Source organism: Streptomyces sannanensis, assembly GCF_039536205.1.
GTDB lineage: Bacteria > Actinomycetota > Actinomycetes > Streptomycetales > Streptomycetaceae > Streptomyces > Streptomyces sannanensis.
The window spans coordinates 2,151,187-2,169,656 of sequence record NZ_BAAAYL010000001.1 but is presented as its reverse complement, the minus strand read 5'-3'; the positions used below and the strand labels follow the sequence as shown (position 1 = coordinate 2,169,656).

Sequence of the window (18,470 nt, the reverse complement as noted above, 5' to 3'; positions counted from 1 at the left end):
TGCCGCGCCTGTGGGCGCGCAGCGCGGCGCACCAGCAGGAGGAATCCTCAGCATGTCCATCCAGGCGATCGACGTCCTGTACACCGCCGTGGCCACCGCGGAGAACGGCCGTGACGGCCGCGTCGCCACCGACGACGGCAAGCTCGACGTCGTTGTGAACCCGCCGAAGGAGCTCGGCGGCAGCGGTGCCGGCACCAACCCGGAGCAGCTCTTCGCCGCCGGCTACAGCGCCTGCTTCCAGGGCGCCCTCGGTGTCGTCGCCCGCCAGGAGAAGGCCGACATCTCCGGCTCCACCGTCACCGCCGAGGTCGGCCTGGGCAGGACCGAGGCCGACGGCTTCGGCCTGGAGGTCCGGATCACCGCCTCCATCCCGAATGTGGACGCGGCCACCGCGCAGGCCCTGGTCGAGAAGGCCCACCAGGTGTGCCCGTACTCCAACGCCACCCGCGGCAACATCAAGGTCGAGGTCGCCGCGGCCTGATCGCGCGCGTACGGAGGGCCGCACCCCCGCTCGGGGTGCGGCCCTCCGCTGTACTCGGGGGCAGGTCTCCCGGACCGTCCTGAGGAGCGGCGTCAGTCGACGGTCGTTCCCCGGTGGTCAGCAGCGCCCGGCCGAGCTGTGCGAACACCCCCTTCGGGTGGGCGCGGAACAGCGGCTGGGTGCCGAACCGGTGAGCACGCGCGCCCGCTCACGTGCCGAGCCGGGCACGATCGCCGTCCCGTCGGCCGTACGCCCTGCGCCGGCAGGGCGACGCAGCCGGCCGTCCTCGGCCCGGTCCACCGTCGCACCCCAGAGCAGTCCGAGGCTCCGGCCGCCGCTTCGTACCTCGCGTTGTTCGGAAGTGATCGGAACGCAGGCCTATCAGTTGGTTGCGTACACAACAAGACGGCCTCCAGTGACACATGTGGCGTGACGCGGTTGGCAGCCCTGATCCAGAGGCGCACCACGTCGGGGCTCTGTACGCGGCGCCAGTAGGCTGTGGGCATGCGTGATCTAGGGGTGGGTTTCGGCTATCTGGTCAAAGGGCAGCGCTGGGTCGGCCGGAACGGCACGTCGTTCGGCGTCGGACTGCTGCCGGGGCTGATCACTCTCGTCCTGTACGCGGGTGCGATCGTCGGCCTCGGCTTCGGCGCGGACAACCTGGTGGCCTGGACGACTCCGTTCGCCGACGACTGGTCCTCGCCGTGGCTCGGCATCTTCCGCGGGTTCCTCACCGCGCTCGTCTTCGCCTTCGGGCTGTTCCTCGCCGTGATCTCGTTCACCGCGGTCACCCTCCTCGTCGGCCAGCCGTTCTACGAGCACCTCTCCGAGCAGGTCGACACGTCCGAGTCCGAGGACGGCACCGCGCCCGAGTCCGGCCTGTCGCTGGGGCGCGAACTGTGGATCTCCGCCCGCGACAGCCTGCGCATCCTGGTGCGGGCCACGATCTGGGGTGTTCTGCTCTTCGCTCTCGGCTTCATCCCGGTGATCGGGCAGACGGTGATCCCGGTCGTCGGCTTCTGCGTCTCCGGCTTCTTCCTCGCCGAGGAGCTCACCGCGGTGGCCCTCCAGCGGCGCGGTGTCGAGCTGAAGGAGCGTCTGACGCTGCTGCGCGGCCGCCGTCTGCTCACCCTCGGCTTCGGTGTCCCGCTCACCCTGGCCTTCCTGGTCCCGTTCGTGGCGGTCTTCCTGATGCCCGGCGCGGTCGCGGGCGCGACGCTGCTGGTCCGCGATCTGACGGCGGCTCCGGAGGAGGAGCCGCAGGTCGCCGCCCCGGCTTCGCTCACCGAGGATCCTGTTCGCTGACCATCTCCCGGAGCAGCCCGCGGAGCACCTCCACCGTGGGCGGAAGCGACAGCCCAGGGGGCGTCGCCGCGTGGACGGGCCGGGTCGGCACGTCCTCCGGATGCTCCGTCACCCATGTGACGTCAGCCGAGCCGCTGTTCCGCGGTGGCGGCGACAGAGGTGCCCCCACTCCCTTTCACGGTGCCGATATGCGCCTCCGGCGCATGGCCGCGCGCCGGCCGACCGGTCAGTTCCCGGACCGTAGCAGGCCGACGAAGTCGCGGAACGCCGCCGGCATGTCCACGGCCTCCGGGTCCAGCAGCCACTGGTACTGGAGGCCGTCCATCACCGCCACCAGCAGGGGCGCGGCCTGCTCGGGGGTGAGGCCGCCCGGCAGCCGGTCGCCGTACTCGCCGCGCAGGCTGTCGGCCATGTCCTCGCGGACCTGGACATAGCGGCGGGTGAAGAACTCCCGCGCCGGGTGGCCCTCCGTCACGCTCTCGCCGAGCAGCGCGGAGAAGGTCTGGACGATGCCGGGGCGCATCGCGTTGTACTCGACCAGGGAGCCGAGGAGTTCGAGCGGCCAGCTCTGCCCGGAGCGGCTGCCCGAACCGGTGTCCCACTGGTCGCGCTCCTCCAGTACGGCGACGAGCAGCGTCTCCTTGGTGGGGAAGTAGTGCAGCAGTCCCTGCTGGGTCAGCCCCACTCGCTCCGCGACCGCGTTCAGGGAGGCACCTCGGTAGCCGCGCTCGGCGATCACTTCGAGGGCGGCGCGCAGGATCTCGGCGCGACGCTCCTCGCTCTTCGCTCTGGCCATGGCAGGAAGGTACGCCATTGAGAGCATCACGAGAGGGTAACAATGCCTACCGATCTACAGGTGAAGAGTTCACGATGGAGCCACCAACAGGACTCCCGCAGGAGGCACGGCCGTGACCGACCAGGCACGCAGGGACGCCGTCGAGGCGGCACTCGGCAAGCTCGATCTCGATTCCAAGGCCCGTCTGCTGGCCGGCCAGGACATGTGGTCGCTGCCCGAGCTGCCCGAGATCGGACTGAAGTCCCTGGTCATGTCGGACGGCCCGATCGGCGTCCGGGGCGTCCGCTGGACCGCCGACGACCCCTCCGTCGCCCTTCCGTCCCCCACCGCGCTCGCCGCCACCTGGGACCCGGCCCTGGCCCGCCGGGCCGGGCGGCTGCTCGCCCAGGAAGCCCGCCGCAAGGGTGTCCACGTCCTGCTCGCGCCCACCGTCAACCTGCACCGCTCACCGCTCGGCGGCCGCCACTTCGAGTGCTGCTCCGAGGACCCGTACCTCACCGGCGAGATCGGCACCGGATACGTCCAGGGCGTCCAGGACGGCGGCGTCGGCGCCACCGTCAAGCACTTCGTCGCCAACGACGCCGAGACCGAGCGCCTCACCGTCGACAACATCGTCGCCCCGCGGCCGCTGCGCGAGCTCTACCTCGCCCCCTTCGAGGCCATCGTCAGGAACGCCCACCCCTGGGGCATCATGTCGGCCTACAACCAGGTCAACGGCTCGACCATGACCGAACACCGCTACCTCCAGAACGAGGTGCTGCGCGGTGAATGGGGGTTCGACGGATACATCGTCTCCGACTGGATGGCCGCCCGCTCCACCACCGGCGACATCCTCGGCGGTCTCGACGTCGCCATGCCCGGCCCGCGGACCGTCTACGGCGAGGCGCTCGCCGCCGCCGTCCGCGCCGGCGAGGTGCCGGAGTCCGCCGTCGACGACGCCGTACGCAACGTGCTGCGCCTCGCCGCCAGGGTCGGCATCCTCGAGGGCGCAGAGCCCGTCGTCACCGAGCCGCCCGCCGGTATCGACGGCGACGCACTGGCCCGTGAGATCGCCCGCCGCGCCTTCGTCCTCGTACGCAACGAGAACCGCGTCCTTCCGCTCGACCCGTCCCGGATCCGCAAGGTCGCCCTCATCGGCGCGGCCGCCCGCGACGCCCGGGTCCTGGGCGGCGGCTCCGCACAGGTCTTCCCCGAGCATGTGCTCTCCCCGCTCGACGGCCTCACCGCCGCGCTCCCCAAGGGGACCCTGACGTACGCCGTCGGAGCCGACCCCAGCGATGAACTCGCCGTCGCCGACAAGGGCTTCGAGCTGCACGCCGTCTGCCGCGACGAGGACGGCGAGATCATCGGCACCTCCACCGTGCCCGGCGGTCAGATCCAGTGGATCGGCAACGACCTGCCCGAGGGGGTCACCTATGACGTCCTGCACAGCGTCGAGGTGACCGGCACCTTCGTCCCGCGCGAGAGCGGCGAGCACGCCTTCGGCACCCGCGGCCTCGGCGGCTATACGCTCACCGTCGGCGGCGAGGTCCTCTTCGACGGCGTCCGGCAGCTCGGCGCGGAGGCCGACCCCTTCGAGGCGTTCTTCGGTTCACCCATCGAGCGCGGCCGCGTCGTCCTCACCGAGGGCGAGCCGGTGCAGGTCTCCCTCCGCCATGTCCTGCCCAGGATCGACGGCGTCCCGGTCGAGGCCGTCGTCTTCGCCCTCGTCCACCTCGGTCCGCAGCGTGACCCCGACGAACTGATTGCCGAAGCCGTCGAGGCCGCCCGCGCCGCGGACACCGCGGTCGTCGTGGTCGCCACCACCGAGCGTGTCGAGTCCGAGGGCTTCGACCGCGTGGACCTCCGGCTCCCCGGCCACCAGGACGACCTCGTACGGGCCGTCGCCGCCGCCAACCCGAACACCGTGGTCGTCGTCAACTCCGGCTCCCCGGTGGAGCTCCCCTGGCGCGACCGGGTCGCCGCGGTGCTGCTCAGCTGGTTCCCCGGCCAGGAGGGCGGCGCGGCGCTCGCCGACGTCCTGCTCGGCGCGGAGGAGCCGGGCGGCCGGCTGCCCACCACCTGGCCCGCCTCGCTGGCCGACGCCCCCGTCTCGGAGGTCACCCCCACCGCCGGTGAACTCCACTACACCGAGGGTGTGTTCATCGGCTACCGCGCCTGGGAGGAAGCGGGTGCCGTTCCCGCGTACCCCTTCGGCCACGGTCTGGGCTACACCGACTGGGTGTACGAGTCCTTGACCCTCGACGGCACCACCGCCACCGTCCGCATCCGCAACACCGGTACGCGCCGGGGCCGCGAGGTCGTCCAGCTCTACCTGGCCCCGCTCGACGACACGGTGGAACGCCCGGCCCGCTGGCTGGCCGGCTTCGCCTCGGCCGAGGCAGCCCCCGGCGAGACCGCCGAGGTCACGGTCGAACTGCCGCGTCGCGCCTTCGAGACCTGGGACGAGTCCGCGAACGCCTGGAAGCGCATCCCCGGCACCTACGAGGTCCAGGCAGCCCACTCCCTGGCCGACCGGCGCCTCGGCGCCACGCTGCAGGCCTGAGAACGGCCCCGGGGCGGCCTGACCGGCCGTCCCGGGGCACTATGTCGGCGGCTCCTCCGCCGTGACGTTGCGGTAGGCGATGTCGGCCAGCTCCCGCTGGCCGTTCTTGCCGGGATGGAACCAGTCCCAATGGCTCAGCTGCTCGCCGGTGAAGGGGTACGCGAACACCGCCCCGCCGTCGTAACGGCAGCGCGGATCCTTTCCGCACTCCTCCTGCAGTGCCTGGTTGTAGGCGACGACCCGGTCGTACACGGCCGTGCGACGTGCCGTCGCCTCCGCGCCGTCGTTCTCCGCGTCGCCGAGCATCGACGCGCAGACGCCTAGTTTCCAGACCGTCCTGCCCAGCACGCTGTCGCGCCCGGTGGACCACAGCCGCTTCAGGTCCGGCACGCTCGACACATACACCTGGGTCTTCGGCAGCTCGCGGCGCAGCTGCCCCAGAGCCGACGCGAAGGACGCCCGGAACTCCGCGACCGGTGTCATCTGCGCGGCGGAGTCGCGGCAGGCGTCGTTGGCGCCCGCCATCACCGTCACCAGCTCCGGCCGGTGGGCCGCGGCACGGGACAGCTGGGCCGGCAGATCCGCCATCCGGGCGCCGGTACGGGCGTAGTTCCAAGAGCGCGAGGCCGCCGTCGTCACCCCCAGCAGCCGGGTCGCGAGACTGCCCACCTCGGTGTCGCTGCCGGTCGCCCAGGAGACCTCGGGGCAGTCGGACAGCACCTCGCAGGCGTCGAACCCACGTGTGATGGAGTCGCCCACCGCGGCTATCGAGGCGGGGCTGCGGTCCCATACGGGTGTCGGTTTCGGACGGGGTGGCGGACTCCCGGCCGCGTCCGTGCCGCCCCCCGGATCACACCCCGTCAGCATGCCCGCCGAAACGAGTGCTGCCGTCGTCCAAGCGGCGACCGCGGCACGTATTCGATGCATCCCCTGCCTCCCTCAGTCGGGTGCTCATGGCGTCCTGGCGAGTGAAAGCTTCGTGTTCATGGCCCCGGGACGGACAGTACGTCACACCTGCGCCCCCCTCGCGCGGTAGCTTTGGCCCCGTCCAAACCAGCGGTACCCCGCCATGTCGGCTCCGGTAAATTACATCACGTCACATACTGTCCCGTTTCAGGAGATTAACTCCCGATGCTGATTGCTGTTGATCCCCGGGGCGGAGTGACAGATGCTGTCCTGACCGAGGCCGGTACGGGCGCGAGGCCGCCGGGGAAGGCGAACCTCGACCCACACTGGAGGTCCCGGTGACGACACGTGGAGTTCTGTACGTTCACTCCGCCCCGCGCGCGCTCTGCCCGCACGTCGAGTGGGCGGTGGCCGGCATCCTCGGCGTGCGGGTCCAGCTCGACTGGATCAGGCAGCCGGCCTCGCCCGGCACCTGGAGAGCGGAGTTCTCCTGGCAGGGCCGGCCCGGCACGGCCTCCAAGCTCGCCTCCGCGCTGCGCGGCTGGCACCAGCTGCGCTTCGAGGTCACGGCCGAGCCCTGCTCCACCGCCGAGGGCGAGCGCTACAGCTCCACGCCCCACCTCGGCATCTTCCACGCCGTCACCGGCATCCACGGCGACATCCTGATCCCCGAGGACCGCCTCCGCGCCGCCATGGCCCGCTCCACGCGCGGCGAGACGGACCTGGAGGCGGAGATCGCCAGACTGCTCGGCAAGCCCTGGGACGACGAACTGGAGCCCTTCCGCTACGCGGGTGAGGGTGCCCCGGTCCGATGGCTGCACCAGGTCGTCTGAGGGATCGTCTCAGCACCGCCCCACCAGGTAGATTCCGCTCCGCGAGTTGATCGACTGATGGTTCGTGGGGGTAGTCGTGCGGGTGTCAGCTGTGTCCAAGGCCGCCGCCGTCATCGTGGCCGGCGGTCTCCTGGGCGCCGCCGTCATATTCATCGTGGGCGGGTTCCGGATGGCGGCAAAGGGCGGTGACTGCACCGACAGTTGTCTGCCCGGCCACAACGCCGTCAACACCTGGGCCCTCTGCCTCACCGTGGCCGGCATCGCCGCCGCGGCCGCCGCCATTACCTGGGCGGTGCGCGGGGGAACCTTCCGGGCCCGCTGGCTTCCCCTGCTGCTGGCCGCCGGGGCACTGGCCGCCCTCTGGCCGGCCGGGGCCTGGCAGCGGAGCATACCGAGCCCCACCTATGCGGTCGGCTGGCGGGCCACCGAGGACCGCCCCGACACCACGCGCGGCCTGGGCAACTGGGCCGCGGACGACACCGTCGTCCGGGCCCGCGTCGACGGACTGTCCGGCTTCGCCGTCCGTGACGGCAAGGAACGCTGGGTCTACCAGGCCCCGGCACGCCAGTCTGTGTGCGCCATGAGCACCCGTACGGCCATGGGCCTCGGCGTCATCGGCCTCGGCCGGCACGGGAAGCCGTGCGCCACCGTCGCCGCCGTCCGGCTCGGCACCGGCAAGGTCCTGTGGACCCAGCGGCTCGCGACCGACATATGGTCGTCGGACTCGGTCGGCCGGATCGCGCTCGCGGACACCACCGCCGTGGCCGTCGAAGCCGGCGCGGTGCGCGGGTTCTCCGCCGAGAGCGGCAAACAGCGGTGGAAGCGGACCGTCGGCGAGGACTGCGGGGTCCTGGACGTCGACGCCTCGGCCCGCCGGGCCGTGTTCGTCGAGGAGTGTGACACCCCCAAGGACGAGGTCCGGCACCGGATCGTCGCGGTGGACGCGGCCACCGGGAAGGAACTGTGGAACACCCGGCTGCCCACCGAGACCCGGCTCGCGGACCTGCGCATGATCTCGGCGGAGCCCGCCGTGATCCGTCTGAAGGAGTCGGACGAGCGGGGCGTGAACGCGGTGCTCGCCTTCGACGACCGGGGACGCCCGGGCATGAACCTGCCGCTGAGCGGCCGGGCGGGCAACCTCGCCTTCACCGAGGGAACTTCCCTGCTCGTCAAGGCGGCCCCCGACGTCTTCGTCGCCCACGGCACCCTGGTCACGGGCGTGCGGATGCCCGAGGAGAGTGACACCCGCTGGATCGCCGGGTTCCGGCTCACGGACGGCCGACGGGTCTGGCTCAGGCGCCTGAGCCTGCCCGTGTCGTCCCTCGCCCGGCGGGGCGCGGGGCAGGTGGCCGCCATCGGCCAGGACTACGAGGGCAGCAGGATCTGGGTGCTCGACACCCGTACCGGCGCGGACGCCGTCAAGCCGCTGCCGGTCATCGGCAAGAAGATCCCGACGAGCTACGAGAGGGAACTCCTGCCGGTCGACGACGGCTATGTCGTCGCCAACACGGAGGCCTCGTACGGCAGCCCGCCGTTCTTCCGGGTCCGCTGACCCGCACGAACGCGAAGGCCCGCCCGGTCACCTGGACCGGGCGGGCCTGTCCCGTCTCGGAACGTCGCGCGTGCGACAGAAATCAGACCGTACGGAAGGCCAGCACCACGTTGTGGCCGCCGAAGCCGAACGAGTTGTTGATCGCGGCGATCGTGCCCTCCGGCAGGGCGCGGGCCTCACCGCGCACGATGTCGGCGCCGTCCTCCGCGATCTCCTCGTCGAGTTCGTCGACGTTGATGGTCGGCGGGGCCAGACGGTGGTGCAGGGCCAGCACGGTGGCGACGGTCTCGACGCCGCCGGCGCCACCCAGCAGGTGGCCGGTCATCGACTTCGTGGCGGAGACCGCGATGTGGTCCAGGTCGTCGCCGAGGACCTTGCGCAGCGCCTTGATCTCGGCGATGTCACCCTGTGGGGTGGACGTCGCGTGGGCGTTGAGGTGGACGACCTCGGAGGCCTTGAGGTCCGTGGAGTCCAGCAGGTTCTGGAGCGCGGCGGCGACGCCGCGGCCGGTGGGCTCGGGCTGCGCGATGTGGTGGCTGTCCGCGGACAGGCCCTGGCCCAGCGCCTCGCAGTAGACACGGGCGCCGCGCTTGGCGGCGTACTCGGCCGACTCCAGGACGACGACACCGGCGCCCTCGCCGAGGACGAAGCCGTCGCGGGCCTTGTCGTAGGGGCGGGAGGCCTTCTCCGGCTCGTCGTTGTTCTTGGACATCGCCATCATGTTGGCGAACGCCACGACGGGCAGCGGGTGGATGGCCGCCTCGGTGCCACCGGCGACGACCACGTCGGCACGGCCGGTGCGGATCATCTCGATGGCGTAGCCGATGGCCTCGGCGCCGGAGGCGCAGGCGGAGACCGGAGTGTGCACGCCCGCCCGGGCGTTGATCTCCAGACCGACGTTGGCCGACGGGCTGTTCGGCATGAGCATGGGCACGGTGTGCGGGGAGACGCGGCGGGAGCCCTTCTCCTTCAGCACGTCGTACTGGTCGAGCAGGGTCGTCACGCCGCCGATGCCGGAGGCGATGACGGCGCCGAGGCGTTCGGGGGCGATCGACTCGTCCTCACCGGCCTTGGCGGTGTAGCCGGCGTCCTTCCAGGCCTCCCGGGCCGCGATCAGCGCGAACTGCGCGGAGCGGTCCAGTTTACGAGCGAGCGGACGGGGCAGAACCTCCCCCGGGTCGACGGCCACGGGCGCGGCGATCCGGACCGGGAGGTCGGCGAAGCGCGGGTCCTCCAGTGCCCGGGCCCCGGAGCGGCCCGCGACCAGACCTTCCCAGGTCGAGGCGGAGTCGCCACCCAGCGGTGTGGTTGCGCCGATACCGGTGACGACCACGGTGCGATTGGTCGAGCTCACAGGAAATTTCTCCACGTGTCTTAAGGTGCGGATGAAGCGGCGCCACCGCTGGGTGGCGGCAACTAAGCGGGACTGATCAGCCCTGGTGCTTCAGGATGTAGTCGGCAGCGTCGCCCACGGTCTTGAGGTTCTTGACGTCCTCGTCGGGGATCTTGACGTCGAAACGCTCCTCCGCGGCGACGACGACCTCGACCATGGACAGCGAGTCGACGTCCAGGTCGTCGGTGAAGGACTTGTCCAGCTGGACGTCCTCGACCGGGATACCGGCGATCTCGTTCACGATCTCGGCGAGACCGGCAACGATCTCTTCCTGAGTGGCGGCCATGTTGGCGCTCCTTCGGTGTTTATCTTCAGGTTGAAGGCGTCCGGGAGATTCCGAGATGCCTAGGGGAGGGTAACTACCGTGGCTGCGTAGACGAGACCCGCCCCGAAGCCGATGATGAGCGCAGTGTCGCCGCTCTTCGCCTGACCGGTCGCCAGAAGCCGCTCCATCGCGAGCGGAATCGAGGCGGCCGAGGTGTTGCCGGTGGTTTCGACGTCCCTGGCGACGGTGACGTGTTCCGGCAGTTTGAGGGTCTTCACCATCGAGTCGATGATCCGCATGTTGGCCTGGTGCGGGATGAAGACATCCAGGTCGTCCGGGCCGATCCCGGCCACGTCCAGCGCCTGCTGGGCGACCTTCGCCATCTCGAAGACGGCCCAGCGGAACACCGCCTGGCCCTCCTGGGTGATGGCGGGGAACTTCGCGACCTCGGAGTCGCGGTAGTCCGTCCACGGCACGGTCTGCTTGATGGTCTCGGACTTGTCGCCCTCGGAGCCCCACACGGTCGGGCCCATCGCCGGCTCCTTGGACGGGCCGACCACGACCGCGCCCGCGCCGTCACCGAACAGGAAGGCCGTGGCACGGTCCTCCAGGTCGGTCAGGTCGGACAGCCGCTCGACGCCGATGACGAGGACGTACTCCGCGGAGCCCTCGACGACCATGCCCTTGGCCAGGGTCAGGCCGTAGCCGAAGCCCGCGCAGCCGGCGGAGATGTCGAACGCGGCCGGCTTGACGGCGCCGATGCGGTCCGCGATCTCGGTCGCCACCGCCGGGGTCTGCTTGAAGTGCGAGACGGTGGCCACGATCACGCCGCCGATCTGCTCCGCCGTCAGGCCCGCGTCGGCGAGGGCCTTGCCGGCCGCCTCCACGGACATGGCCGTGACGGTCTCCTCGTCGTTGGCCCAGTGGCGGGTGGCGATGCCGGAGCGGGAGCGGATCCACTCGTCGGAAGAGTCGATCTTCTCGAGGATCACCTCGTTGGGCACCACGCGGGTCGGGCGGTAGCCGCCGACTCCCATGATGCGCGCGTACGGGGCGCCCTGACTGGGCTTGATCTTCGACATGCTCTCGGGCTCCTATTCGGCTGAGGGCGAGATCGAGCCCGTCGCCTCAGCGGCATCAGTCATGGCCAGCGTGCGGGCCGCGTCGAGGTCGTCCGGGGTCTTCAGCGCCAGCGTCCGCACTCCGGGAAGGGCGCGCTTGGCCAGACCTGTCAGCGTACCTCCGGGGCAGAGCTCGATCACGGCGGTGGCGCCGAGCTCTCCGAAGGTCTCCATGCACAGGTCCCAGCGGACCGGGTTGGAGACTTGACTCACCAGGCGGGAGAGCACCTCGGAGCCGGAAGTCACGGGCTTGCCGTCCGCGTTCGAGACGAACGTCAGCCGGGGGTCGGCAGGGGCAAGGCCCTTGGCGTACTCGGCGAGACCGGCCACCGCGGGGGCCATGTGGTGTGTGTGGAAGGCGCCGGCCACCTTCAGCGGAACCACGCGCCGGGCGCCCTCGGGCTTGTCCTCGGCCAGCGCGGCGAGCTGCTCGGCGGTGCCGGCGGCCACGATCTGGCCGGCGCCGTTCACGTTCGCCGGGGTCAGCCCGAGCTTCTCCAGGTGCAGCAGGACGATGTCCGGATCACCGCCGAGCAGCGCCGACATACCGGTCTCGGTGACGGCGGCCGCGTCGGCCATGCCGAGTCCACGCCTGCGTACGAACGCCAGGGCGGCCTCCTCGGTGAGCACCCCGGCGTAGGCAGCCGCGGTGATCTCGCCGACGCTGTGGCCGGCGACCACGCCGGGTGTCACATCACCCAGTGCGGCCGCGGACAGCAGGCCCGCGGCGACCAGCAGCGGCTGGGCCACTGCGGTGTCGCGGATCTCGCCCTCATCGGCCTTGGTGCCGTAGTGGACGAGGTCGAGCCCGATGACCTCGGACCATGCGGCGAGCCGGTCGGCGGCGCCGGGAAGGTCGAGCCAGGGAGTCAGGAAGCCGGGCGTCTGGGCGCCTTGGCCGGGAGCGACGAGTACGAGCACTCTCACACTCTCTCTTGTTGACGGTCAGTGGCGCCCGTGAGGACAAGGACGAAGAACCGTCCGGGGAATTGTGGGTGTCCGACAAAAGACTAGATCTGTGGATCTCCGTCGACCAGACGCCCCAGGATCAGCGCGATCCGCAGAGTGAACGCCGAGCGAACATCGGAGGGTGACCAGCCGGTGACATCTGTCACACGTCGGAGCCGGTACCGCACGGTGTTGGGGTGCACGAACAGCATCCGTGCGGCCCCCTCGAGACTGCTCGCCTGCTCCAGATAGACGCTCAGTGTCTCCAGCAGCGCCGAGCCCGCCTCCTCCAGCGGTCTGTAGATCTCCTCCACCAACTGTTCGCGGGCCGCCGGGTCTCCGGCGATCGCACGCTCGGGCAGGAGATCGTCCGAGAGGACCGGGCGTGGGGCGTCCTGCCAGGCCGTACAGGCCTTCAGTCCGGCCGCCGCGGCCTGCGCCGACCTGGTCGCCGTCTGCAGGTCCGGCACCACGGGTCCGGCGACCACGGGGCCCGCGGCGAACGGCCCGATCAGTGCCTTCGCCACATGCAGCGGGTTGTCGCTGCCGCCCGCGATCACCACCAGCCGGTCGCCCAGCACCCCGGTGAGCACCTGGAGCTTGGCGGCCCGGGACGCCCGGCGGATCGCCTCCACGGTCAGCTCGCTGTCCCCCTCCGGGGCGGTGCCGAGCACCACGCACACGTGCTCCGGCGAGTTCCAGCCGAGCGCGGCGGCCCGGGAGACCGCGCCCTCGTCCGCCTCGCCGGACAGCACGGCGTTCACCACCAGGGACTCCAGCCGGGCATCCCATGCCCCGCGCGCCTCGGCGGCCTGTGCGTACACCTGGGCCGTGGCGAAGGCGATCTCCCGGGCGTAGACCAGCAGCGCCTCGCGCAGCACAGATTCGTCGCCGGGCGCCGCGACCTCCTCGATCGCGGACTCCATGACCTCGATGGTGGTACGCACCATCTCCACGGTCTGCCGCAGCGTGATCGCCCGGGTCAGTTCCCGCGGCGCGGTGCCGAAGACATCGGTGGAGATCGCCTGCGGGGCGTCCGGACGCCGGAACCACTCGGTGAAGGCGGCGATACCCGCCTGGGCCACCAGGCCGATCCACGACCGGTTCTCCGGGGGCATCGCGCGGTACCACGGCAGCGTCTCGTCCATGCGCGCGATGGCGTTCGCGGCGAGCCGGCCGGAGGACTGTTCCAGCCGGCGCAGGGTCGCGGCGTGCGGGTGGGCGTGATTCGCTGCTGGTTCAGTCACGGGACAAGACTGCCTCATCGGGACGGCTGCCCGGACCGCCGGGTCTACCGTGGTCACGTGCCGTGCTTCCCGGGGGCGACCCCCGGACCCCGGCAGAGACCCCCAGGGGGTCGCCGGCCCCCGTCCGAACCTCGCGAAGTGGACCCCAGTGATCAGCGTACGGCGCTCATCGGACCGCTACCGCGGCGGCGACCCGGCCGCCGGGATCGAAACCCTGCACGCCCTGTCCTTCGGACGCTTCTACGACCCGGACAACGTCCGCTTCGGCGCGGTGCTCGCCTGCAACGAGGAACGGCTGGCCCCCGGGGCCGGGTTCGACGAGCATCCGCACAGCCACACCGAGATCGTCACCTGGGTCGTCGAGGGCGAACTCACCCACCGCGACTCGGCGGGCCACACCACGGCCGTACGTCCCGGTGACGTCCAGCGCCTCAGCTCCGCCGCCGGGGTGCGCCACGAGGAACGCAACGACGGCACCGAGCCGCTGGTTTTCGTCCAGATGTGGCTGGCCCCGAAGGAGCCGGGCGGCGAACCCTCCTACGACCTGGTCCGCGGCATCGCCGACGCCACGCCCTACGCCCTCCCCGCGGCCGGCGCGATGCTGCACATCCGCCGCCTCGCGAGGGGCGAACGCTCCGCGGTGCCGGACGCCGCGTACGTGTACGCCCATGTCGTTCACGGGGAGGTGGCGCTGGGCGAGGACGTGCTCGGCCCCGGCGACTCGGCGCGGATCATCGCCGCCGGGGACCTGGAGCTGCTGGCCGCCTCCCCGGCCGAGGTGCTGCTGTGGGAGATGTCAGGCTGAGCGGCGCAGCTCCGCCAGGACCGCGTCCGTGAAGGGCGGCCAGGCCTCGATCGCCCAGGGGCCGAAGGGGCGGTCCGTCAGGGCCACGCAGGCCGCGCGGGCGTCCGGGTCGATCCAGAGGAACGTGCCCGACTGGCCGAAGTGGCCGAAGGTGCGGGGCGAGGACGACGTGCCGGTCCAGTGCGGGGACTTGCCGTCGCGGATCTCGAAGCCGAGGCCCCAGTCGTTGGGATTCTGGGAGCCGTAACCCGGCAGGACGCCCTTCAGACCGGGGTGGACCACGGACATGGCCTCGGCGACCGTCGCGGGGTGGAGCAGCCGCGGGGCCTGCACCTCCGCCGCGAAGCTCCCCAGGTCCTCGACGGTCGAGACGCCGTCCTTGGCGGGGGAGCCGTCCAGTGTGGTCGCGGTCATGCCCAGCGGCTCCAGTACCGCCTGGCGCAGATACTCCGCGAAGGGGATGCCGGTCGCCTTGGCGATGTGGTCGCCGAGTGCCTCGAAGCCCGCGTTCGAGTAGATGCGGCGCTCTCCGGGCCGGGCCATCACCCGGGGTTCGTCGAAGGCGAGCCCGCTGGTGTGGGCGAGCAGATGGCGCACCGTGGCCCCCTCGGGCCCGGCCGGCTCGTCGAGCTCGACGGCGCCCTCCTCGTACGCGACGAGCGCGGCGTACGCGGCCAGCGGCTTGGTGACGGACGCGAGCGGAAAACGCTGCCGGGTCGGGCCGTGCGCGCCGGCGACCGTGCCGTCCGCCCGTACGACGGCAGCCGCCGCGGTGTCGACCGGCCAGTTCTCGATGATCCGTACGCTGTCCATGCGTACGAGCGTACGGGTGGCGCGGGGACAGCCGTGCCGCGGGATCCCGGGGCGGCCGGGCCGCTGTCGAGCACCCTTCGGAACGGGCTTGCTTGGAGTGCACTCCAACGTCCTGGCGTTGAGGGCATGACGGTGATCGAGACGTACACCATCAGCGAGGTCGCCGCCCGCACCGGGCTCAGGGCGCACACCCTGCGCTGGTACGAGCGGATCGGGGCTGATGCCGCATGTCGACCGGTCCCACACCGGCCAGCGCCGGTTCACCGACCGCGATCTGCACTGGCTGGACTTCGTCGGCAAGCTGCGGCTGACCGGGATGCCGGTCGCGGACATGGTGCGGTACGCCGAGCTCGTGCGGCAGGGCGAGCACACCTTCGCCGAGCGTCGCGCGCTGCTGGAGCGGACACGGCGCGATGTGCCGGCCCGTATCGCGGAGCTGCAGGGCACGGTCGCCGACCTCGGTGGCGAGGCAGTGGCCCCCTCGGCCGCCGGACGGGCCGGGCGCGGGCCCGCCCGTTACAGTTCCGCCAGGAGTTCCGCCTTCTTCGCCGTGAACTCCTCGTCCGTCACCAGGCCCGCACGGTGCAGTTCGCCCAGGTGACGGATGCGGTCCGCGATGTCGGCAGGGGCCGGCCGGGCGGCGTGCCCGGCGTGGACGGGGGCCGCGCTCGTGGCCCGCACCGCCTCCAGAACGGCCGCGGCGAACGGCAGCGACTCGTGGACCGGCCCGTACCCGAGGCCGAAGACGACCGCTGCCGGGTCCTGGTCCGCCTGCGCCGATCCGTCGGCGGCGCGCCGCAGCAGCCGCAGGTGGCCGTCGAACACCTCGGGGGAGCGCCATTCGACGCCGCTCAGCTCACCGACCGGAAAGGTCTGGTCGCCGGCCTTCCACTTGGCGGAGGAGGCGCCGGTCCAGAACCACCGGAAGACGACCTGTGAGCCGTCGAAGGACGCCTTCCCGTCGTACGCCTTGAAGTGCTGCGGCGCCGCGGGAGCGGCCACCAGGAACCGCCCCGCCGGGGTGGAGGCGTCCGCCGGGAGCAGCGCGCGCAGCTCGTCGGCGTAGTAGTCGGCGAGGGTCTCGCGCTCGGCCGGCAGCACCAGCCGGTACGGGTCGCAGACTTGCTTGAGCTGGCCGGCCGCGGCCTCCATCAGCGGGTCGGCGCCCGGCCGTGGCACCGCGTGCAGGACGACCGTGCCGCGCTTGCCCCGGGTCAGGGTCACGGAGGACAGCGCTTCGTGGGGTATGTGCCGTTCCCGCAGCGCCTGGAGGAGCTTCGGCGTGCGGATCCCCCGTTCGAAGCGGATGAGCACGGAGTCCGGCTCGAACTCCCAGGTGGCATGAATTCCGGCCAGCACATCACCCATGCGCCTCATCGTAGGCGGCGTACGCCCGTGCGTAACCCTCGGCGCAGGGCCCGATCCGCCGTCTTCTACGCGCGTGGGAGCTCCGCCGGACCGGAAAATCCACTCCGGCACGCAGTGCCGCCGCTCGCACAGCTCACCTCGTCGTACGCGCCGACCCCGATCGCGGCGAAGTTGCGCAGGCTTTCGGTGCCCGGCTCGAAATAGCCGGTGTGACCGATCGCCCCCTTCGACGAGAGCACCCGGGCACCGAACGCGGAGGACACCGGGTCGGCGCCATGGCCGAAGACGCCGACCTCCAGGTAGGGCACGTCCTGGATCCAGTCGTCGGCATCCCGCATGGCCCACACCCGGGCCGTGCTCCGCAGTCCCCGGGCGCTGTCGGCCCGCATGCCCGGGCTGCCCGCGACCGCGATGTCGGTGACCCTCGGCGGCAGACGCCGGGCGGCGACCCCGCACAGCACCGAGCCGTAGCTGTGGCAGAACAGCGACACCGGGGCGGTGCCGGGCAGTCCGCCGACCAGCGCGCCGAGCCGTACCGCGCCGTCCTCGGCGAGCTTGCCGACGGCCGCGTCCATGCCGACGCCGTCGGGCGAGGTGTAGTCGGCCCAGGCGATCACCGCGATACGGCCCTGGGGGAGGGCGCCGGGACTCGCGGAGCGTTCGGCCGCGTACAGCGACTCGGCCATGCCGACGGGCGCGGTGTACTTGCGCCGGCTGCGCTCGAAGGTCAGTACGTTCGTGTCGACCCCGGGGACGATCACCGACACGCGGCGGGCGCGGCCGAGATCGCCGAAGACCTCCGCGACCCGCCCGTCCCCACCGGGGTCGAAGGCGAGGATCTGCCGTCCGGGTTCCAGCAGCGACTCGAAGCGGTGCATCCGGCGGCTCGCCTGGTGGCGGCCGTCGGGCGAGAGCCGCCGGTCGCGCATCCGCCGCTTCTCCATCGTGCGCGCCTGCTCGAGCGCGATGTGGTTGGCGCGGTAGCGCAGGGCCACCGGGGCGCCGTTGAGGTTGCCGACGACCAGGGGGTACCGCTCGGCGAGCCGGGCCCGCCCGGCCGGGACGAGCGTTGCGAAGAAGGACGCGATGACCCGCGGTGGCGCCTCGGGATCGGGCAGCTTCCGGCCCGCGACACCGCCCCGCTCCCAGGCGGCGAGCGCGGCGTCGCGTGAGGCCCCGTCCGTCGGCTCGCGGTGAATGGCGGTCCAGCCCGTGGTGGCCAGCATGAGCAGCACCACGGCCAGGGCCAGCAGTGCGCGCGACATGCTGAGGCTGGGGGCGGAGTCGAAGGAAGTCACTGCGGGACACACTAGGAGACCGGTGGCGGTGACCGGAAAAACGGTGACGTGGATCACGTTTGAGCCGCGAGTGGGTTACGCCATCCGTGGTGTTCCGCACGCGCGGGCGCACGCTCCGAGGCGTGTCGCTCAGGTGGGCCGCCGACGCCAGTCCGTGGCCAGGGCGGGGGTGAGGTGGTCGAGATAGCGCTCGGTCAGCTCGCGCATGGCCTCGATGCCGGGATCCCCTCCCTGGCCCCACAGGCGGCCCGTCACGCGCATCACCCCGACGAACGCCGCCACGGCGACCCGGGGCCGCGGATCGGTGTCCATGTCGAGGCCCTCGCGTTCCGCGATCAGCCGGGCGATCTCCTCCTCCAGCTCGGTCGAGCGGCGCAGATGCTCGGCGAGCAGGGCGGGCGTCGACTCGATCACCTTGTATGTACGCAGGTAGAGCTCGACCGGCACCGTCGGCGCGAGTATCTCCTCCAGGGAGGCCCATGCGGTCAGGACCGCGTTGTGCATGGCCTCGAACGGGCTCTCCTGTGCCGGGCGGTCGCGAAGGGCGCCGACGAAGTGCGACTCCACCGTCTCCTGGACGGCGAAGGCGGCCTCTTCCTTGTTCGCGAAGTAGCGGAAGAAGGTGCGCTGCGACACTTCCACGGCGGCGGCGATCTCGTCGACGGTCGTCCGCTCGTACCCCTGGGTGGTGAAGAGTTCGAGCGCGACACGCAGCAGGGCGTCACGGGTGCGCTGTTTCTTGCGTTCGCGCAGCCCCGCCGGTGTGGCTGCCACCTGGTGTTCCATGGCTGAAC

At 71.6% G+C, this 18,470-nt stretch carries 17 protein-coding genes and 1 pseudogene; 7 read left to right on the top strand and 11 right to left on the bottom strand.

The annotated features are described in order from the left end of the window. The first annotated feature begins 52 nt into the window (after window positions 1-52). The gene (locus tag ABD858_RS10105) at window positions 53-481 is read left to right on the top strand and encodes an organic hydroperoxide resistance protein (RefSeq protein ID WP_345035938.1); all 429 of its coding nucleotides are present in this window, start codon (window positions 53-55) and stop codon (window positions 479-481) included. Between the two features lie 504 nt (window positions 482-985). Further along, entirely contained in the window at window positions 986-1,786 is an 801-nt protein-coding gene (locus tag ABD858_RS10100) for an EI24 domain-containing protein (protein WP_345035937.1), read from the top strand. 226 nt (window positions 1,787-2,012) lie between these two features. Here the strand turns inward: ABD858_RS10100 and ABD858_RS10095 are convergent, their stop codons facing one another. Beyond that, window positions 2,013-2,582 carry a TetR/AcrR family transcriptional regulator gene (locus tag ABD858_RS10095; protein WP_345035936.1) on the bottom strand — a complete coding sequence of 190 codons (570 nt, stop codon included), beginning with the start codon at window positions 2,580-2,582 and terminating at the stop codon, window positions 2,013-2,015. A gap of 112 nt (window positions 2,583-2,694) precedes the next feature. Here ABD858_RS10095 and ABD858_RS10090 point away from each other — a divergent pair, with 112 nt between their 5' ends. Then, on the top strand, window positions 2,695-5,127 hold the full coding sequence (locus ABD858_RS10090; protein WP_345035934.1) for a beta-glucosidase: 2,433 nt from the start codon (window positions 2,695-2,697) through the stop codon (window positions 5,125-5,127). A gap of 39 nt (window positions 5,128-5,166) precedes the next feature. Here ABD858_RS10090 and ABD858_RS10085 read toward each other — a convergent pair whose 3' ends face one another. Next, a complete protein-coding gene (locus ABD858_RS10085; protein ID WP_345035932.1) occupies window positions 5,167-6,054 on the bottom strand; it encodes an SGNH/GDSL hydrolase family protein in 888 nt (295 codons plus the stop codon). A gap of 317 nt (window positions 6,055-6,371) precedes the next feature. Here ABD858_RS10085 and ABD858_RS10080 point away from each other — a divergent pair, with 317 nt between their 5' ends. After that, window positions 6,372-6,866, top strand: a complete 495-nt coding sequence (locus ABD858_RS10080; protein ID WP_345035931.1) for a DUF3145 domain-containing protein — start codon at window positions 6,372-6,374, stop codon at window positions 6,864-6,866. A 91-nt stretch (window positions 6,867-6,957) separates the two neighbouring features. Further along, window positions 6,958-8,418: an outer membrane protein assembly factor BamB family protein gene (locus tag ABD858_RS10075; protein ID WP_345035930.1), complete on the top strand. Its 1,461-nt coding sequence runs from the start codon at window positions 6,958-6,960 to the stop codon at window positions 8,416-8,418. Between the two features lie 82 nt (window positions 8,419-8,500). Here ABD858_RS10075 and ABD858_RS10070 read toward each other — a convergent pair whose 3' ends face one another. The 5 genes from ABD858_RS10070 to ABD858_RS10050 all read right to left on the bottom strand — a co-directional run bounded on the left by ABD858_RS10070 (window position 8,501) and on the right by ABD858_RS10050 (window position 13,410). After that, window positions 8,501-9,772 carry a beta-ketoacyl-[acyl-carrier-protein] synthase family protein gene (locus ABD858_RS10070; protein ID WP_345035928.1) on the bottom strand — a complete coding sequence of 424 codons (1,272 nt, stop codon included), beginning with the start codon at window positions 9,770-9,772 and terminating at the stop codon, window positions 8,501-8,503. A 76-nt stretch (window positions 9,773-9,848) separates the two neighbouring features. Beyond that, on the bottom strand, window positions 9,849-10,097 hold the full coding sequence (locus ABD858_RS10065) for an acyl carrier protein (RefSeq protein ID WP_018486956.1): 249 nt from the start codon (window positions 10,095-10,097) through the stop codon (window positions 9,849-9,851). 59 nt (window positions 10,098-10,156) lie between these two features. After that, the gene (locus tag ABD858_RS10060) at window positions 10,157-11,158 is read right to left on the bottom strand and encodes a ketoacyl-ACP synthase III (RefSeq protein ID WP_345035927.1); all 1,002 of its coding nucleotides are present in this window, start codon (window positions 11,156-11,158) and stop codon (window positions 10,157-10,159) included. 12 nt (window positions 11,159-11,170) lie between these two features. After that, window positions 11,171-12,118 carry an ACP S-malonyltransferase gene (locus ABD858_RS10055; protein WP_345035925.1) on the bottom strand — a complete coding sequence of 316 codons (948 nt, stop codon included), beginning with the start codon at window positions 12,116-12,118 and terminating at the stop codon, window positions 11,171-11,173. Window positions 12,119-12,207: 89 nt separating this feature from the next. Then, window positions 12,208-13,410, bottom strand: a complete 1,203-nt coding sequence (locus ABD858_RS10050) for a PucR family transcriptional regulator (protein WP_345035924.1) — start codon at window positions 13,408-13,410, stop codon at window positions 12,208-12,210. A gap of 130 nt (window positions 13,411-13,540) precedes the next feature. On the opposite strand from ABD858_RS10050, the gene ABD858_RS10045 reads away from it, so the two are divergent. Beyond that, window positions 13,541-14,197 (top strand): pirin family protein, encoded by a 657-nt coding sequence (locus tag ABD858_RS10045; protein ID WP_345035922.1) that lies wholly within the window; start codon window positions 13,541-13,543, stop codon window positions 14,195-14,197. On the opposite strand, the gene ABD858_RS10040 is transcribed toward ABD858_RS10045, so the two are convergent. Then, window positions 14,189-15,010, bottom strand: coding sequence for a serine hydrolase domain-containing protein (locus tag ABD858_RS10040; RefSeq protein ID WP_345035921.1), 822 nt, complete (start codon window positions 15,008-15,010; stop codon window positions 14,189-14,191). The genes ABD858_RS10045 and ABD858_RS10040 overlap by 9 nt on opposite strands. A gap of 126 nt (window positions 15,011-15,136) precedes the next feature. On the opposite strand from ABD858_RS10040, the pseudogene ABD858_RS10035 reads away from it, so the two are divergent. Then, a pseudogene (locus ABD858_RS10035) lies at window positions 15,137-15,611 on the top strand (MerR family transcriptional regulator). On the opposite strand, the gene ABD858_RS10030 reads toward ABD858_RS10035, so the two are convergent. The 3 genes from ABD858_RS10030 to ABD858_RS10020 all read right to left on the bottom strand — a co-directional run bounded on the left by ABD858_RS10030 (window position 15,527) and on the right by ABD858_RS10020 (window position 18,462). Beyond that, window positions 15,527-16,378 carry a DUF4429 domain-containing protein gene (locus tag ABD858_RS10030; RefSeq protein ID WP_345035920.1) on the bottom strand — a complete coding sequence of 284 codons (852 nt, stop codon included), beginning with the start codon at window positions 16,376-16,378 and terminating at the stop codon, window positions 15,527-15,529. The pseudogene ABD858_RS10035 and the gene ABD858_RS10030 sit on opposite strands and share 85 nt — an antisense overlap. A gap of 65 nt (window positions 16,379-16,443) precedes the next feature. After that, window positions 16,444-17,676 (bottom strand): alpha/beta hydrolase, encoded by a 1,233-nt coding sequence (locus ABD858_RS10025; RefSeq protein ID WP_345035919.1) that lies wholly within the window; start codon window positions 17,674-17,676, stop codon window positions 16,444-16,446. 129 nt (window positions 17,677-17,805) lie between these two features. Then, a complete protein-coding gene (locus tag ABD858_RS10020; RefSeq protein WP_345035918.1) occupies window positions 17,806-18,462 on the bottom strand; it encodes a TetR/AcrR family transcriptional regulator in 657 nt (218 codons plus the stop codon). Between the last annotated feature and the right edge of the window lie 8 nt (window positions 18,463-18,470).

Bases quoted from the DNA above. Each gene is read 5' to 3' on its own strand.
- ABD858_RS10105 (WP_345035938.1), top strand. From the start codon at position 53: ATGTCCATCCAGGCGATCGACGTCCTGTACACCGCCGTGGCCACCGCG.
- ABD858_RS10100 (WP_345035937.1), top strand. From the start codon at position 986: ATGCGTGATCTAGGGGTGGGTTTCGGCTATCTGGTCAAAGGGCAGCGC.
- ABD858_RS10095 (WP_345035936.1), bottom strand. From the start codon at position 2,582: ATGGCCAGAGCGAAGAGCGAGGAGCGTCGCGCCGAGATCCTGCGCGCC.
- ABD858_RS10085 (WP_345035932.1), bottom strand. From the start codon at position 6,054: ATGCATCGAATACGTGCCGCGGTCGCCGCTTGGACGACGGCAGCACTC.
- ABD858_RS10065 (WP_018486956.1), bottom strand. From the start codon at position 10,097: ATGGCCGCCACTCAGGAAGAGATCGTTGCCGGTCTCGCCGAGATCGTG.
- ABD858_RS10060 (WP_345035927.1), bottom strand. From the start codon at position 11,158: ATGTCGAAGATCAAGCCCAGTCAGGGCGCCCCGTACGCGCGCATCATG.
- ABD858_RS10050 (WP_345035924.1), bottom strand. From the start codon at position 13,410: ATGAGGCAGTCTTGTCCCGTGACTGAACCAGCAGCGAATCACGCCCAC.
- ABD858_RS10040 (WP_345035921.1), bottom strand. From the start codon at position 15,010: ATGGACAGCGTACGGATCATCGAGAACTGGCCGGTCGACACCGCGGCG.
- ABD858_RS10030 (WP_345035920.1), bottom strand. From the start codon at position 16,378: ATGGGTGATGTGCTGGCCGGAATTCATGCCACCTGGGAGTTCGAGCCG.
- ABD858_RS10020 (WP_345035918.1), bottom strand. From the start codon at position 18,462: ATGGAACACCAGGTGGCAGCCACACCGGCGGGGCTGCGCGAACGCAAG.